The 15,723-nt window shown below is 40.0% G+C and carries 16 protein-coding genes; 11 read left to right on the forward strand and 5 right to left on the reverse strand.

Annotated features, from left to right (window positions below):
* From N8M93_RS02795 to pssA, 6 genes are all read left to right on the forward strand, one after another.
* Positions 1 to 339, forward strand: coding sequence for a Na(+)/H(+) antiporter subunit C (locus N8M93_RS02795; RefSeq protein WP_261129572.1), 339 nt, complete (start codon positions 1 to 3; stop codon positions 337 to 339).
* Complete coding sequence (locus N8M93_RS02800) at positions 332 to 1,810, forward strand: Na+/H+ antiporter subunit D (protein ID WP_261129573.1); 1,479 nt, start codon at positions 332 to 334, stop codon at positions 1,808 to 1,810. The genes N8M93_RS02795 and N8M93_RS02800 overlap by 8 nt, the downstream gene beginning before the upstream one ends.
* Before the next feature lie 6 nt (positions 1,811 to 1,816).
* Entirely contained in the window at positions 1,817 to 2,293 is a 477-nt protein-coding gene (locus N8M93_RS02805) for a Na+/H+ antiporter subunit E (RefSeq protein ID WP_261129574.1), read from the forward strand.
* Entirely contained in the window at positions 2,290 to 2,580 is a 291-nt protein-coding gene (locus N8M93_RS02810; RefSeq protein WP_221565728.1) for a Na(+)/H(+) antiporter subunit F1, read from the forward strand. Before N8M93_RS02805 ends, N8M93_RS02810 begins: the two co-directional genes overlap by 4 nt.
* The gene (gene mnhG, locus N8M93_RS02815) at positions 2,552 to 2,905 is read left to right on the forward strand and encodes a monovalent cation/H(+) antiporter subunit G (RefSeq protein ID WP_314728246.1); all 354 of its coding nucleotides are present in this window, start codon (positions 2,552 to 2,554) and stop codon (positions 2,903 to 2,905) included. The genes N8M93_RS02810 and mnhG overlap by 29 nt, the downstream gene beginning before the upstream one ends.
* 414 nt (positions 2,906 to 3,319) lie before the next feature.
* Positions 3,320 to 3,859, forward strand: coding sequence for a CDP-diacylglycerol--serine O-phosphatidyltransferase (gene pssA, locus N8M93_RS02820; RefSeq protein ID WP_261129576.1), 540 nt, complete (start codon positions 3,320 to 3,322; stop codon positions 3,857 to 3,859).
* Positions 3,860 to 3,994: 135 nt separating this feature from the next.
* Here pssA and N8M93_RS02825 read toward each other — a convergent pair whose 3' ends face one another.
* Both N8M93_RS02825 and N8M93_RS02830 read right to left on the reverse strand, forming a co-directional pair.
* Positions 3,995 to 5,776, reverse strand: coding sequence for a M3 family oligoendopeptidase (locus N8M93_RS02825; protein ID WP_261129577.1), 1,782 nt, complete (start codon positions 5,774 to 5,776; stop codon positions 3,995 to 3,997).
* Between the two features lie 508 nt (positions 5,777 to 6,284).
* Positions 6,285 to 6,860: an HAD-IA family hydrolase gene (locus N8M93_RS02830; RefSeq protein WP_261129578.1), complete on the reverse strand. Its 576-nt coding sequence runs from the start codon at positions 6,858 to 6,860 to the stop codon at positions 6,285 to 6,287.
* A gap of 342 nt (positions 6,861 to 7,202) precedes the next feature.
* Between N8M93_RS02830 and N8M93_RS02835 the strand changes: the two genes are divergently transcribed.
* From N8M93_RS02835 to N8M93_RS02850, 4 genes are all read left to right on the forward strand, one after another.
* Positions 7,203 to 8,837, forward strand: coding sequence for an amidohydrolase (locus N8M93_RS02835; protein WP_261129579.1), 1,635 nt, complete (start codon positions 7,203 to 7,205; stop codon positions 8,835 to 8,837).
* A complete protein-coding gene (locus N8M93_RS02840) occupies positions 8,837 to 10,282 on the forward strand; it encodes a sodium:solute symporter (protein WP_261129580.1) in 1,446 nt (481 codons plus the stop codon). The genes N8M93_RS02835 and N8M93_RS02840 overlap by 1 nt, the downstream gene beginning before the upstream one ends.
* Positions 10,283 to 10,400: 118 nt before the next feature.
* Positions 10,401 to 10,736 carry a hypothetical protein gene (locus N8M93_RS02845; RefSeq protein WP_261129581.1) on the forward strand — a complete coding sequence of 112 codons (336 nt, stop codon included), beginning with the start codon at positions 10,401 to 10,403 and terminating at the stop codon, positions 10,734 to 10,736.
* 130 nt (positions 10,737 to 10,866) lie between these two features.
* On the forward strand, positions 10,867 to 11,049 hold the full coding sequence (locus tag N8M93_RS02850) for a hypothetical protein (protein ID WP_261129582.1): 183 nt from the start codon (positions 10,867 to 10,869) through the stop codon (positions 11,047 to 11,049).
* Positions 11,050 to 11,143: 94 nt separating this feature from the next.
* Here the strand turns inward: N8M93_RS02850 and N8M93_RS02855 are convergent, their stop codons facing one another.
* Entirely contained in the window at positions 11,144 to 12,229 is a 1,086-nt protein-coding gene (locus N8M93_RS02855) for an AI-2E family transporter (protein ID WP_261129583.1), read from the reverse strand.
* Positions 12,230 to 12,485: 256 nt separating this feature from the next.
* On the opposite strand from N8M93_RS02855, the gene N8M93_RS02860 reads away from it, so the two are divergent.
* A complete protein-coding gene (locus N8M93_RS02860) occupies positions 12,486 to 13,727 on the forward strand; it encodes an O-antigen ligase (RefSeq protein ID WP_261129584.1) in 1,242 nt (413 codons plus the stop codon).
* 195 nt (positions 13,728 to 13,922) lie between these two features.
* On the opposite strand, the gene N8M93_RS02865 is transcribed toward N8M93_RS02860, so the two are convergent.
* On the reverse strand, positions 13,923 to 14,753 hold the full coding sequence (locus N8M93_RS02865) for a uroporphyrinogen-III synthase (RefSeq protein WP_261129585.1): 831 nt from the start codon (positions 14,751 to 14,753) through the stop codon (positions 13,923 to 13,925).
* A gap of 155 nt (positions 14,754 to 14,908) precedes the next feature.
* Complete coding sequence (sigK, locus tag N8M93_RS02870; RefSeq protein ID WP_261129586.1) at positions 14,909 to 15,622, reverse strand: RNA polymerase sporulation sigma factor SigK; 714 nt, start codon at positions 15,620 to 15,622, stop codon at positions 14,909 to 14,911.
* Between the last annotated feature and the right edge of the window lie 101 nt (positions 15,623 to 15,723).

Genomic DNA, 15,723 nt, shown 5'->3' on the forward strand with positions numbered 1-15,723 from the left:
ATGGAAATCATCATGTCGATCCTGGCTGGCATTCTTTTTTCAGCTGGGGTCTACCTATTACTTCAAAGACAATTACTGAAAATCATATTCGGAACAGCAATATTATCTCATGGCGCCCATTTGCTCATCTTGACGATGGGAAAGCTTAACAGAGGCGCGCCTCCTATTCTGGAAGAAGGGATCGATGTGTATACGGATCCTCTTCCACAGGCTCTGATTTTGACTTCGATTGTCATCAGCTTTGGTGTAACATCATTTTTACTCGTGTTGGCCTATAGAGCTTATAAAACCAATAAATCAGACAACATGGAGCAACTAAGGGGATCTGATCATGACTAATCTAATCATATTACCAATTTTGATACCACTCATCGCCGGCACCATGTTCGTCTTTTTCAGAAAAAGACTGCCTCTGGTCCGTACAGGAACACAAATTGCCACCATTATCAATCTGGCTGTCACAGCATATGCCACATTTCATGTAATACAACATGGTACCATCGTCCTTGAAACTGGTGGATGGATTGCCCCCTACGGAATTATCCTAGTCGGTGATGGGCTTTCGTTATCACTGCTCCTGACTACGAATGTCGTTGCAGTAGCTGCTGCATTCTACGCACCCTTTTCTTTAGATAAGGGCCGTGAAGAATTTTATTTTTACTCGTTCTTCCTTATGCTCATCGGAGGGGTCAGTGGTGCATTCTTGACAGGGGACATTTTCAACCTCTTTGTCTTTTTTGAAGTATTGTTAATGGCTTCATATGGGTTGATTGTTCTTGGAGGGACAAGACAACAGCTTCGGGAATCAATCAAATATGTCCTATTGAACCTTTTTTCTTCAATCTTATTTGTCACAACAGTAGCATTTCTTTATTCGGTAACTGGTACAGTCAACATGGCTCAATTATCCCAACGTGTGGACCAGGTCAATCAGTCAGGAATTTTGACAACAATCGGGATATTATTCTTTATCGTCTTCGCGACGAAAGGTGCTTTGTTTCCCTTATATTTCTGGATGCCTCATTCATATACAAAACCACCAGCAGTGATATCAGCCCTGTTTGGTGCGTTATTGACAAAGGTAGGCGTTTATTCGATCATTCGGATTTTCACCTTGATTTTTAACGGAAATATCGATTATACGCATACATTTTTCATTGTATTAGCTGGGTTTACATTGATTTTCGGGGTCGCTGGGGCTTTATCGACGAATAATATCAAACTGATCATAGCGTATAACATCATCCCAGCTGTCGGTTTCATGATCATGGGAGTTGGTATTTTCAGTGATGTATCTCTATCTGGGTCCGTCTATTACTTGGTTCATGATATGGTAATCAAAGCAGCGTTGTTTTTATTGGTTGGAGCAATTGCTATCGTAGCTGGTACCTCTGATATACGAAAAATCAGCGGTTTGATCAAGGACTATCCTCTGCTTGGCTGGATGTTCTTCATTGCTGCGATTGTGTTAGCAGGGTTACCTCCGTTCAGCGGGTTCATTGGCAAACTACAATTGTTGCAAGGTGCATTTGCAAATGGCCACTATGTAATTGCAATCATCGCGTTGATGACAAGTTTATTGATTCTAATCTCAGTCATGCGGATCTTCATCCTCGGCTTTTGGGGTGAAGGAATGGAATTACCACAGGAAAAACGCTCGATCAGACCACTGTATTTTCCAATTTCCTTTCTATTGATTTTCTCGATTGTACTTGGAGTTGGAGCAGAATGGTTTTTACCACATATCCAACAAATCGGTGTTGATTTGACAGAGCCTTCTGTTTATATCGACGCAGTCTTAAAGGAGTAGTTTGATATGGCATTTCAACTAATAATCAATCTTGCAATCGGTCTGATTTGGATGTTTTTGATGGAATCCTATACCTTTGTTACATTTTTGATTGGATTCATCATCGGGATTTTCCTGCTGTTTTTGTTAAACCGTTTTATACCAGATACCTTTTATTTGAGATATGTGATTGCAATTTGGAAGCTTATCCTTTTATTTGCAAAGGAACTTCTCATCGCAAATATCGATGTATTGAAAATGGTTTATAAACCGAAAATGGATATGCAACCAGGAATAATAGCACTCCCGATCGATTTGAAAACCAATTGGGAAATCACCCTGCTGGCTAACCTCATCACTTTGACACCGGGGACATTGTCTGTAGATGTATCCGCTGATAACAAATTCCTTTACATCCATGCGATGGATTTGCCGGATGTCGATGAAACGATCAATCAGATCAAAGGAACGTTTGAGAATGCGATAAAGGATGTGACACGATGAGCTCATTACTACACAATGTCGTCTGGCTATGTATGGTCATCAATTCGATATCCATCATCTTTCTGCTCTATCGTGCCATCAAAGGACCATCTAATCCAGATAGAGCTGTTGCCATCGATACAATTGGCATCAACCTCATTTCCATGACTGGATTGGTTGCAATTCAATTAAGCACAATCAGACTGAATGATGTAATATTATTGATTGGAATTTTGACATTCATCGCAACGGTCGCTATTGCGAAATTCTTAGAAAAGGGTGTTATCATTGATCGAAGTCGTGATTAGTGTCCTTGTCTTACTCGGTACATTTTTCGTTTTCTCGAGTTCGCTTGGAATCCTAAGATTTCCTGATGTTTATTCCAGGCTTCATGCGGCAACCAAAAGTGCGACACTTGGAGTATCTGGTGTCTTGATAGCAGCATTCATCTTCTTTATCGTCGAGGAAAGCATGGTCAGTGGAAAGTTGATCCTTGGTATCCTTTTCGTATTGATGACTGCTCCTGTATCTGGCCACATGATTTCAAGGGCAGCATATCGTACAGGCGTACCACTCTCTGAACGGACGATTAAAGACGAATTACAGAAAAAATATAACGATGAATCTTCATGAAACAGATAACGGAAAGCTGGCAGGCAAATAATCTGCCAGCTTCTATTTTTCTGTGAAAGTTAAGCAAAAGAAGGCTTTCCCTTCGGATTTGGTGTAAAAAGTAACCTTTGGCCGGTTTATGTTCAAAAGTGGCCGGATTACGCGTGATTCCCGCCGGATTATTCCTCAAACTGGCCGGATTATGTAAGATTCTCGCCGGATTAACGTGTGATCAACCACGGAATTGGACTAAATTTGATATCGTTAACAAACAAATGTGAACGTTTTTAGATGTAATCATTTGAAATGTTAAGTAATTGTTAAATAAGACTTTCTTATTATGAGGTTGTGGCATATAATAGTTTTAAAAACTCAAAGAAATTGGATTTTTCATTTTTCATTTTCATGAAAAACCAATAAGGAGTGACTTATATCATGTACTTTTTGGAACGGGTTGACCATACACTTAAACGGATGAAGAGTCAGACTGCCAATGCAATGACTTTGTTGAACCTGACATTAGGTGCGATTGCAATCGTCTGTATCCTGAAAGGCCAATTGGAATTGAGCTTTTGGTTCATCTTCCTTTGCGCTTTGTTTGACCGGTTTGATGGAATGATTGCGAGGAAGTTGCAAATAGAATCAGAGTTTGGTAAACAACTTGATTCCTTGTGTGACTTGATTTCTTTCGGAGTCGCTCCAGCCTTCTTGATCTACCAGGCGGTACTTCATGAATTCGGTATTCCAGGAATCGTCTTTATCATTATTTTTATCATATGTGGTGCAATACGGTTGGCAAGATTCAACATTACTGAATTTGATGGCCACTTCAGGGGTTTACCGATCACAGCTGCCGGATGCATCATAGCCCTATCTTTTTTGACAGTGAACATGGTTCCGAATTACATCTTCATGTTCCTCGTACTTATATTTTCCTTTTTAATGATCAGTAATGTAAGTGTGAAAAAACGGTAGCACATAAAAATGTCTCAGCAAAGCCTTTGCGCAGGCTGAGCCTTAGTTGCGCTTATACTGGAGAACGTATTTTCATATTTTCTTTAAGTACAAAAAGGGACTGACCCTATATGAGTCAGTCCCTTTTTAATGTTCTTATTTTGTCAGTTTCAAAAACTCTTCCACATCTTGTACTGCGAGTTGAATCGCATTATTCCAGAAGTTCGGCTTTGTCAAATCCTCTCCAAGGTGTTTCTCTGCTAATTCTTCTACCGACATTGTTCCAGTATCTTGTAGCAAAGCGATATATTTATCCTCAAATGCAGCCCCTTGCTTTCTTGCAATCGCATAAATTCCTGCACTGAACATATATCCGAACGTATACGGGAAGTTATAGAATGGCACATCCGTTATATAGAAATGTAACTTGGAAGCCCAGAAATATGGATGGTACTCTCCTAATGCATCACGGTAAGCTTCTCTTTGTGCTTCCTCCATCAATTCTTTCAATCTAGGTACAGACACAAGCCCCTTTTCTCTTTCACTGTAGAAACGTGTCTCGAACAAGTAACGTGCATGGATATTCATGAAGAACGCGACAGACCTTTGGATCTTATCTTCAAGAAGAACGATACGCTCCTCTTCTGTCTTCGCTGCTTCTACAGCAGCATCTGACACAAGCATCTCCGCATAGGTGGAAGCTGTTTCCGCTACGTTCATTGCGTAATTCTGATTCAAATATGGGAGTTCATCCATAACATGCTGGTGATAAGCATGTCCAAGCTCATGTGCTAGTGTCGAGACATTGCTTGCTGTCCCCGAAAATGTCATGAAGATTCGTGTTTCTTTTGCATTCGGAAAACTGGTACAGAACCCTCCTGGACGTTTTCCAGTACGATCTTCAGCCTCAATCCATGCTTTTTCAAATGCTTTACGTGAAAACTCGCTCATTTTAGGATTGTACCGATTGAATTGCTCAATTATGAAATTAGCCGCTTCATCATAGGAGACCTTTGTATCGGCTTTGCCTACTGGTGCATCCACATCAGTCCAGCCAAGCTTCTCCAGATCAAGCATTTCTGCCTTGCGATCCAAATATTTCACAAAAGTATTTTTGTGTTGTTCGATGACCTTCCACATCATATCCAATGTCTCTTGACTCATGCGATTGATCTTGAGCGGCTCTTTCAGGACTGAATCCCATTTACGGTGTTGATACGTGTTCAATCTGAACCCTGCAAGGTGATTCAATGCTTCAGAACAGAAATCTTCTTGTTCTTCCCACGCCTTTTCATAGGCTTCAAAAGCACGATGACGGATTTCTGGATTCTGACTGGATAGTTTATTATCCAATTGACCGACTGATAACTCTTTTTTCTCACCATCTTCTTCAAATGGAATGCTCATCTTACCGACTACAAGATCATAAAGGTTGGACCATGCATGATAGCCGTCAACCGCCAGGTCGTTGATGAGCGATTCCTGTTCAAAGCCGAGTTTCTCTACTGCATTTTTTTGACGTTCACTCAATACAAACGTGTATGGGTAAAGATCATCGTATTGAAGAAGCGTTTTCAATTCATTCTCAGTTAGTTGAGTCAGTTTCACATCGAACTGCGTCCATAAAGAATGGTATTTCGCACCGATCTGATCCAGCTTCCCTCGGATAGCGACTGCTTCTTTATCTTTTACATCCTGTGCAACCAGGCATCCCACAAACGCACCGCTCTCATGAAGACGAGAAGATAGGCGACTCATTTCTTCGACTACTTTGGCAAGATCTTCATGATTTTGCGGATTGCAATCCTCGATTGTATTTTTCGCTTCTACGATCTGTTCCTCAATGGATTGTATGTATGCCTTTAATTCTTGAGATGAACTACCACCTGGAAAAATATTTTCTAAATTCCACTTTTGGGGTAACTGTGTTAATTTCATAGACATCCTCCCTAAAAATATGTAATACCTTTATTATAAAGAAGATTGTGAAAATAAAAAAGAGAATGCATTCGACATAATTGTTCCCCTTTTTTGAGAGATGCGATTTATTCGAGCAAAAAATGTTATGCTGTCCGAACTCGGGACAACTTCGGACAGAAAACAAGAAAAAAGTGTTACGCTGTCCAAACCTGGTGGCCACTGACTCCATACTGTATCCAGAATCGCACCTTTCCATTAACGGCAACAACAATCTTCAACGTTGGTCCTCGAACTCCAGAGTGTGTGCTCATGCTGGGAGCACCACTTAAAAAACAGACACTCGGGGTGTCTGTTTTTTAATCAAATGCACATGCATACATGAAGTAGACCAGCATCAGGATCAAGGATACATTGAAAATGATTTCCATACGTTCAACCTCACCCCTCTTTTGCCATTGTATTATGTATATTTCCACAAACCCACGCTGATTAACCTTCTTTTCCTATCCTTTTCCTCTTGGAATTTTTAAAAGACGTTCTTTTTTATAATGGCATAAAGTTCTTCGTAAGTATGTACGTAATAATCCATTCCTTCAATCGCATCATTTTGGAAGCTGCATGTGGCGATTCCAAGCTCTTTTGCAGGAAGCAAATCCAATTCTCTATCTCCGACGACGAGATCAATTGAATAATCTCTCAGTATGTATTTATAGGCTGCAGGGTCTGGTTTCCTCGGAAATTCATCCTCGTAGCCAATGATTTTCGTGAAATACCCTGTTAACCCGTGGTGATCCATTACACTTTTTACAACTTTCTTCGAGTTGTGGGTGACAATGAAATTATGGTCCGCAATCTCTAATACTTTCTCCAAATATTCGAATGGGATAAATTCAGAAGGTTCCAGTTCATCCTCCAGTGCTCGGAATTCCTCTTTCAACTTTTCTGAAAATCCATAATACTCAAATGCATGAGTGAACGAAACTTTTATATGACTTAAGATTTCTTCTTCCGTGGTGTCATCCCCAAGAACTTGTTTGAACAGCTTCACAAAAAGACGATAGCTATCCACAAGCGTTCCATCAAAATCCCACAATATATTCATAAATTCCTCCTTAATCCAATCTCATCACTTATCACCTATTGTATTACGAATTTCGTCTATGATACAATGGTCACTAATTATCTATTTTGTTTGAATTATCAAATAATTATATTGACCTTGTTCCTCATACTTGATAGGTTATTAATATATTCAAATACTATATGGTAGAATAACTGACCATCTAATCCGACTTTACTGATACAAAAGTAGAGCGATCCATTAGATGCTTAAGCCAGTTATATGTACAGGGGGTAAGTATGTCTATTTACCTGTGCTGTTCATATTTCTGGCTTTTATTATTAACTGCAATACATAGAAAAGAACTAAGGAGGCAGCGTTTTTTTGGAAAATGCAGATATGATTTTCTTAAATGGTAAGGTGATTACGATGGATGACGCCTTCCCTTCAGCTGATGCTGTAACAGTGAAAAATGGAGTCATACAATACGTGGGGGATCATCCTGGTGCTTTGTCCTTCTTAAATGAAGATACTGAAGTCATTGACTTAGACGGTAAAACGTTAATGCCTGGTTTCATCGAGAGTCATATTCACCCTTCCATTTTTGGATTGACTTTATTAGAAGTGGATTGCAAGCCAACTACCACTCCATCCATCCCCCATCTTTTACAGAAAGTTGACGCTCAAGCAGCCAAAACCCCAAAAGGTGAATGGATTAAAGGCTGGGGATGGGATGATAGCAAACTTGCTGAAAAACGAAATCCGACTCGTTGGGAACTAGATGAAATCGCACCTGATTACCCTGTTTTATTAAAAAGATCATGTGCACACATGGCGGTAGTTAATACAAAAGCTCTGGAATTGAGCGGAATAACTGAAGATACACCCAATCCAACTGGTGGTAACATCGAACGGGACGAGAATGGGAGATTGACTGGCTTATTGCAAGAAAAAGCTCAAGGGTTGCTGGCTGATCCAAAGTATGAGCTGGCGGACATGATCAGAGGGATGGAACTTGCCCAAGAGTATTTCGCACAATTAGGGATTACAACGGTTCATGACATGGCAACTCAAACATCAGATCTCCAACTTTACCAGTATCTATTACAAAAGGATGCGCTCAAAGTGAGGGTTCGGCCATGGATTTGGGCCATCGATCAGAATGGCTTTGATGGATCGATGGAGGAAGTGCTTAAAGTGGGATTAAGAAGTGGTTTTGGAAACGACATGTTGAAAATCCAGGGGTTGAAATTCATGTTGGATGGTAGTGTCGGCGGCAAGACTGCAGCCGTTACTGAACCATTCTTAGGAACGCAGGAAACCGGCATTCTCTATAACGACACCGACGAAATATTCCCATTAATGAAGAAAGGGATTGAATCAGGCTTACGAATTGCCATTCATGCTATTGGAGATCGAGCGATTGAAGTCGCTCTCAGTGCATTTGAAAAGATCAATGAAACGAATGAAGTCGCTGGTATGCGGAACCGAATCGAGCATTGTGCCTTACCAACCCGGAATCACCTTTCACGTATGAAAGAGCTTGAATTGATTGCTGCTTCATCTATCGGATTTCTCTTCCATATCGGAGATAATTATTTAAATAAGTTAGGAAAAGAACGGATGAAGGATCTTTTACCTCATAAATCTTTCAAGGAATTCGGAATTATCGCTCCAGGAAATTCGGATTCGCCAGTTACAGATGTAAATCCATGGATGGGTATTTACGGAGCAGTGACAAGAAAATCATCCAGCGGACAGGTGCTTGATGAATCACAAAACATATCCGTATGGGATGCATTAAAAGCTTATACGACTGATGCAGCCTACAGTTCATTTGAAGAGGAAACGATCGGAGTCATCAAGCCAAAAGCAAAAGCCGATCTTATAGTCACTTCAGGAGATCCAATGCATGTAGATGTAGAAAAATTGAAAGATATCAAGGTTGAAAAAACATTTCTTGAAGGAAAAATGATTCACGAATCTACTCATTATGAAGTTCTGGAAAGGAGAATGTGATGTTTAGTGAACAGCAGCAATTGATTCTTATATCGGTGGTGGCCGTCTACTTTCTCTTTTTATTTGGTTTATCTCTATTTATCAATCGAAGGATCAAAACGTATGATGATTACAATGTAGCAAGCCGCTCGGTCTCTCTTGTCCCCCTTATCCTCACTTTTGTCGGAACAGCGATTGGCGGCTCGATTTTACTTGGATATATGACCAATGGCTACCGCTTTGGCATGGGACAGCAGTGGCTGGCTATAGGCTTTACCTTGACGTCGATTGTAATGGCGATATTTTTATTGAAGCGGATCCGATTACTTGGTGAAAAATACAATATGGTCACACTCGGTGACTTTACCGCTCTTCGTTATGGAGAAGGTGCAAGAATACCCACAGTCATCTGTATAATGGTCGCTTATTGTGCCATAACAGGAATGCAATTCGTTTCGATCGCTACGATTTTGAATTTGACGATTGGAATGAGCATGACGGTCGGAATCTTGATCAGCTGGGTTCTTTTAACTTTGAAAACCTATTTCGGTGGGCTGAAGTCCGTCATTTGGCAAGATGCTATCCACGGGACGATCCAAACGGTAGGGATATTCATTCTTTTTGCTGTGATTTTGTTTACGATGGGTGATTGGAACAGTATTTCAGCAAGGGCAACGAATACCGAAAACGGTAATATGTTGAGTATTTTCAATATCTCCACTTCCGAGTTTTTGGTCTATATGTTGACGATCGGCGCTTATCAATTTATCAGGCAAGATCTCTGGCAGCGTTTTTGGGCTGCTAAGGATATAAAGACTGCACAATCAGGCTATTGGGCAGCCATCGTACTTGGGTTTCTCACTGCTGCAATTGTGGTCGCAATTGGCGTTTTCACGAAATTCGGATTATTGATGACAGATATTGATCCCGCACTGATCTATTATGAGGTAATTGGTGCAGTACTTCCGTTTCCAATGGTGATCGTGATGTTGCTCGCCCTGTTAGCTACTGTAATATCCTGTGCAGACTCTTTCTTTGTCGCAGCTTCATCCTCAATCGTCAACGATATTATCAAACCGAGGATGGGCGATATCGATAATCGGAAAATGCTGCTATACAGTCGCTTATCGGTTGCAGTTGTATCCGGCGTAGCTCTTTTATTAGCACTCTATATTCCACAATTGATCACTTTATGGATCACAGGATCAGCTATGCTCGTATCAGGGTTGCTGGCTCCCGTGCTGTTTGGATTGTTTTGGAAACGGACCACTAAAACAGCAGGCATCATATCGATGTGGTCAGGATTGATCGTAGCTGTAATCTGGCAGATTGCCGGACATCCGTTTGGACTACATCCCGTTTTCATCGGGCTTCCTGTGTCCTTATTGGTAATCTTGGCTGTTACATTGCTCTCACCTCAAGAGAAAGAATGCATCATGTATGAAGATTTAAAGAAAATCAGTTGAAGACGTGAAATGCAATCCCAGCTATCGTCAAAGGATGGTTGGGATTTTTGTGAATTTTTTAATGATATTCATTTTGAAGGTTTTATTGTAATATGGGGTTGTAGGGGAGGCGTTCAACATGAGAAGAATGTTTATTTTAGGGTTATTACTTGTTCTTTCAATTTCATCAGCCTTCATCACACCTATTCAACAAATCGATCAACTGACACTGGAACCTGATGAGGAAAAGGTCATCTCGACTTACGGATATCTTGTGTCGGCAGAAAGTGTCACCCTATCATCGCCTACCACCAATCCGAAAGGTTCTTCTAAATCACTCTCCAACCTTCAGTCCTTGTTTGTTGAAGAACCTTTAGAATGTGTTCCTTACGACTTCACAAGTGGATCTCATCGCATATCTGATGCCATCAGTTTCATTTATGCAGTCATGTACCACTCGAATTATCTCTCCTAAAAAACTGTTTAGTTTCCAAGAAATTGGATCATAACCACTGGCTCTTTCTGTTTTTAAATCAGACAAGAGTGATTTTGTGTTGGAAAAATAGTTTGCCCATCCATACAAAGGATAATAGGAGAGATAAAAAATGAAAAATAATAAAGATCTTTTTGAAGGTATTGTAATCATTTCCTCAATCATCATCGTGTTTTTCGGTATGATGATCATTACCGGGAAAATGACAGGAAATGATTGGCTCGCCTCTTTCCCTGAAATTTCATGGAATAATCTGATTACGAAAGAAGCGTTGATGGATTTGATTGATTTTTAACAATAAGAATAGATGAAGCTTGTTTTATATCTACAGTGAAATAGAAGAAAACATGAAAATGGGGGTGACCAAGCCGGTCATCCCCATTATTGGTTCATGTACTATTCCCATAAAGCTTGATTAGTCGTTTCGTATGGATGACGATGACCTTTGCTACAGCATAAGTCGGAATAGCGAGGATCAAACCTAAAATACCGCCTATCGCGCTTGCGACAAGTAATAGCAAGATGATCGTCAATGGGTGGACATCTAATCGTTTCCCCATCACTTGTGGCGATATCAGGTTACTTTCAATCTGCTGGATGACAATGACACCAAGGATGACATATAAAGCCGTCATAGGAGATTGGATCAACCCAACGATCACGCCTGGTGCAGTTCCGATGATCGGGCCGATGAATGGCACAACATTCAATACCAGTGCAATCAACGCAAGGATCAAAGCATAATCCAAACCGATAATAAGATACCAGATATACACGAAGGTCCCGATAAAGACACTTACGATCAATTGACCTTGAATGAAGCCGCTCAACGCTTCATCCATGTCCTTTAGAATCCGTAATCCCTCCTCACGGTGTTTCTCAGGTAAAAAACGAAGAATGGAGCCTGGAAGCTTCTCTCCATCCTTAAGCATATAGAAAAGGATAAACGGAAGCAGGATGATCACGATGATGATGTTCGTCAGTATATTCAAGAATGAAAGAATATGACTGCTTATAGAAGAAGATATATTTCCAATAGAGCCGGATATCCGTTCTGTAAGATTCCCCTCTTTGACCATTTCACTGCCTAATAATCGAGATACTGCAGGATGTTGTTTCCAATCCTCCATTTTTCCCTTGAAGTCTTCTGCTAATTCAGGAGCACCGTCCACTAACCCTTTCATTTGCTCTTGTAGAACAGGTCCAAATGTCCAGAAAACACCTGTGGCAACCCCTGCAAAAGCAAGATAGACGATCAAAATCGCCAACATTTTAGGGATCTTCAACTTCCGTATCCACTTGACCACTGGACGGAATAAATAGAAAAAAACACCTGAAACGACAATTGGAAAGAATAAAGTTGTGATCAGGATTCCGATCGGTTTGAATAGAAAGGATATTTCCGTCCCGATCCAAACAATGATGAACAATAATAGTATCCATATGAGTGCGCGAAACAGTTTAGATTGTAACACCCCTCTAGCCTCCTCTCTATCTTCCCTTCATACCCTTGAAGAGGCAACATATAACGTGTTTGATTAATAAGATAAAAAATCCCTTCATCACATCTTTGCCTGGGTTCTGACTTTCCCCTTTAAATCCAACCACCTACTGGGGGCATACTAAACGAATGATCAACCGTAAAGATTTCATTTTATTAATGTAAAAAATCAAAAATTCAAGATTCTGTATGATACATTATTTTTAAATCAATTCTTAAAGAGGTTACTTATGAATATAACTGCTCAACAATTCATTAAGAAATATCTCTTGGAAATTGGCCTATTGCTCTGTTTCATTTTACCGCCGATCGGTGTAATCATGCTTTTGATCATTGGAATCTGGGAATTGCATCAAACCTGGAGGTATGGAAAATTCGCGAGGCTGACCACTGGTCTATTCTTGTTTGGGTGTTTGTTCGTTTCATCCATTGGTGCCTCGATCGTAATGGACGACCAATCGTACTTTCTTGTATCTTCTTTAATCCTGGCTTATTTCGGTATTTATATGAAAATTACGAAGGAAGGCGTCAAGAAGACGTTTACAACATACAAGTGGATCATGATATTCGGAGGTGTTTATTTTTACTGCTTGTATCCTTTTCAAGGGAGATTGATCTTCCCTAGTCTACAGAACTATATCTATGGCACAGTTTTAGTTGGTGATGCCAGTCTGCAGGATTACAAACGATTGATTGGAGCTGCTTACAACCCAAACTTTTCAGTCACTATACTGCTGTTAGGCTTAGCCTTTCTGCTTGCTGAATGCTTGAATAACTTGAAAAAAGGGGCTTATTTTCTGGCAGGATCTCAAATAGTCATTACTTGGATATTCATCCATGCCATTCTTTTAACGGGATCAAAGGCTGGCTTTTCAACCATGGTAGTCATCTTCATCCTGTTCTTATTCAGATTGAAGAAAGGATTCACTTTCATTTTAATCTTAATCATGAGCATGAATGTAAATTGGCTATTGCAATGGATGCCAAGGAATGAGCATATTTTACAATCGATAGAAACGAGAATGGGTATATGGAAAAATTCATTCTATCTTTGGAAGGAACAGTCTTTATTCGGAATGACTTCCTTAGGTTTCAAAGAAGAATATTCATATCATTTCAATGAAAAAATCCCCCACGCCCATAACATGGTTCTAGCTATGTTCACAGAGTTCGGAACTTTAGGTGGAATGGCTTTTCTGATCGTGGTTATCATCAATGTATATAAGGTACTTTATCTTTACTTCACTGAACAAAAAAACAAATACCTGGACGCTTTCTTACTTTCGTTGCCTGTCATCCTGTTAACCGGGGTATTTGATTATGTTTTGTTCTCTCCTCAAGTCACGGTAATGACAATCATATTGCTGGCATTTTGGGACAAATATACAGCCAGACTTTCATTTTGGAGTCCCCGGTTATTACTTTCATTAAAATGGAGTTATCCTTTTTCGCACCGGAAGAGAGACTATTGAGGTAATCAATATGAGGGAAATTAACACATAATACCGCAAGAGCTGTGTAGTATTGCCCGTCATGGGAGGATTAGAATGGTAAACGCTTTCAAAAATAGAATCATTGAAACAGAAGAGGTATAGCGTATAGAAAAACAGTGAGGGCACTGGATTTTCAATATTCGATCATCTTTCAAAAAGAGAGAACTTACTTTTTTAATAAGGATCAGTATTTCTTTCATTCTCTAAATAATATCGGGACAATTTCATGATCATTGCACCCATCCGCTGTTTTTCAGGTTGGAGTATGTTTTCTATCCCTTCTTCATGCAATGCTTCTGCTGTTATTTTACCCACGGCTGCAGCCATCACTTTGTCTTTGAACATATTTTTGATTTGAGATAAATACTGAGTATCTCGTGCATAGTCAAAAAGAAAACGGACCTGCAGTGCTGTTGTGAAGCATACCGCATCTACTTTTCCACTAGAGATTTCATCACACAAACTTTTTAAAACTTGAGGATCAGGGGTCAGATGTTTATAAGGGAGAATTTGCGAGTAGACAGCTCCTCTTCCCTCTAAAAATCGAATAAGATTTGGTGCAGAATCACCATGGAGCTGAATCATCACTCTCTGACCATTAAAATCAAATTCCTCAAGGTTACGGATAAGTCCCTGGGTTGTTCCGTCATCATCAATAGCGATCGGCTCAATTCCTAATTTTTTCAATACTGAACGTGTTTTATATCCCCTGGAAGCTACATTTGAATTTTGGATTGTAGTAAGAAAACGTTCATATACACCCAAATTTCGAGCACTTTTAAAAAGTGTTTCTGTCCCTATCCCCGTTGTAAAAACGATCCAATCAACACCTTCATCCACGATTCGTATTATCTCTGGTGCTACCTCTTTCTCATCCAAAAATACTGTACCTTGAGCAGGCCTTACTATGGGGATTCCTCCCTGTTTTTCTACTAAAGTACTCATTTCTTCAGTCTTTCTTGATCCTGTAAGTACGATATGCTTACCCTCGAGCCCTTTTGACATCATGACCACTCCCGTCCATTTTGTTAGATTAAATGGTAACATAAATTTATAAGTTAGTTGTTATTATTTAAATGCAACTTTATTTAATCCATTTGACAATATTACCTGTACTTATAAAAAAACAGCCCTGGCATCGTTCACCAGAGCTGTTGCTTTCACCCTTTTTCCTTGTCGTTCCTTTGTCTGTAGAATTCATGAAACAATTTCATCAGAGCACGCTTTTCGATCCGAGAGACATAGCTTCTTGAGATTCCCAGGTCTTTTGCAATCTCTCGTTGAGTCCGTTCTTTTTCTAGATCGAGTCCAAAACGGCCGATAATGACTTCCTTTTCACGATCATCGAGGATATGGATATGTTCGTAGATCTGTTTCTTTTCCATCTTCAATTGAATGGTATCGACAATGTCATCAAGATCGGCTTTGAGGACATCGATCAGTGTGATTTCATTTCCCTCTTTATCCGTTCCGATCGGGTCATGTAAGGAGACGTCCTTCTTCGTCTTTTTAATCGCCCTCAAATGCATGAGGATTTCATTTTCTATACAACGGGCAGCATAAGTCGCGAGTTTCGTCCCTTTCCCCCTTGAGTAACTCTCGATCGCTTTGATCAAACCTATGGTACCGATGGAGATCAAATCCTCTGTGTCTTCTCCAGTATTTTCGAATTTCTTGCAAATATGTGCGACGAGTCTCAAATTATGTTCAATCAAGCGATTCCGGGCTTCTTCATTCCCTTCCGCCATTTCTTTCAAGTATCTGGTTTCTTCTTTCGGTGACAATGGTTGTGGAAACGCATTGTTCTTCACATAAGATACGAAGAACATGACTTCTTTGAAAAAATAAGCCAGTGCTGCGATGATGCTTGACACATCCTCACCTCCATAGGCAGCTATCACACATACTTCATCCTATGTAACGCTGGGCTTGGTTGTGTCTGTACCACTTTTATTCATTTTCTTATTTAAACGAA

This window comes from Bacillus sp. Marseille-Q3570 (assembly GCF_946151055.1).
Classification (GTDB): Bacteria; Bacillota; Bacilli; order Bacillales; family Fictibacillaceae; genus Pseudalkalibacillus.

Excerpts from the sequence above, each read along its gene's own strand:
- N8M93_RS02795 (WP_261129572.1), top strand. The coding sequence starts at position 1 with ATGGAAATCATCATGTCGATCCTGGCTGGCATTCTTTTTTCAGCTGGG.
- N8M93_RS02800 (WP_261129573.1), top strand. The coding sequence starts at position 332 with ATGACTAATCTAATCATATTACCAATTTTGATACCACTCATCGCCGGC.
- N8M93_RS02805 (WP_261129574.1), top strand. The coding sequence starts at position 1,817 with ATGGCATTTCAACTAATAATCAATCTTGCAATCGGTCTGATTTGGATG.
- N8M93_RS02810 (WP_221565728.1), top strand. The coding sequence starts at position 2,290 with ATGAGCTCATTACTACACAATGTCGTCTGGCTATGTATGGTCATCAAT.
- pssA (WP_261129576.1), top strand. The coding sequence starts at position 3,320 with ATGTACTTTTTGGAACGGGTTGACCATACACTTAAACGGATGAAGAGT.
- N8M93_RS02825 (WP_261129577.1), bottom strand. The coding sequence starts at position 5,776 with ATGAAATTAACACAGTTACCCCAAAAGTGGAATTTAGAAAATATTTTT.
- N8M93_RS02830 (WP_261129578.1), bottom strand. The coding sequence starts at position 6,860 with ATGAATATATTGTGGGATTTTGATGGAACGCTTGTGGATAGCTATCGT.
- N8M93_RS02840 (WP_261129580.1), top strand. The coding sequence starts at position 8,837 with ATGTTTAGTGAACAGCAGCAATTGATTCTTATATCGGTGGTGGCCGTC.
- N8M93_RS02845 (WP_261129581.1), top strand. The coding sequence starts at position 10,401 with ATGAGAAGAATGTTTATTTTAGGGTTATTACTTGTTCTTTCAATTTCA.
- N8M93_RS02850 (WP_261129582.1), top strand. The coding sequence starts at position 10,867 with ATGAAAAATAATAAAGATCTTTTTGAAGGTATTGTAATCATTTCCTCA.
- N8M93_RS02860 (WP_261129584.1), top strand. The coding sequence starts at position 12,486 with ATGAATATAACTGCTCAACAATTCATTAAGAAATATCTCTTGGAAATT.
- N8M93_RS02865 (WP_261129585.1), bottom strand. The coding sequence starts at position 14,753 with ATGTCAAAAGGGCTCGAGGGTAAGCATATCGTACTTACAGGATCAAGA.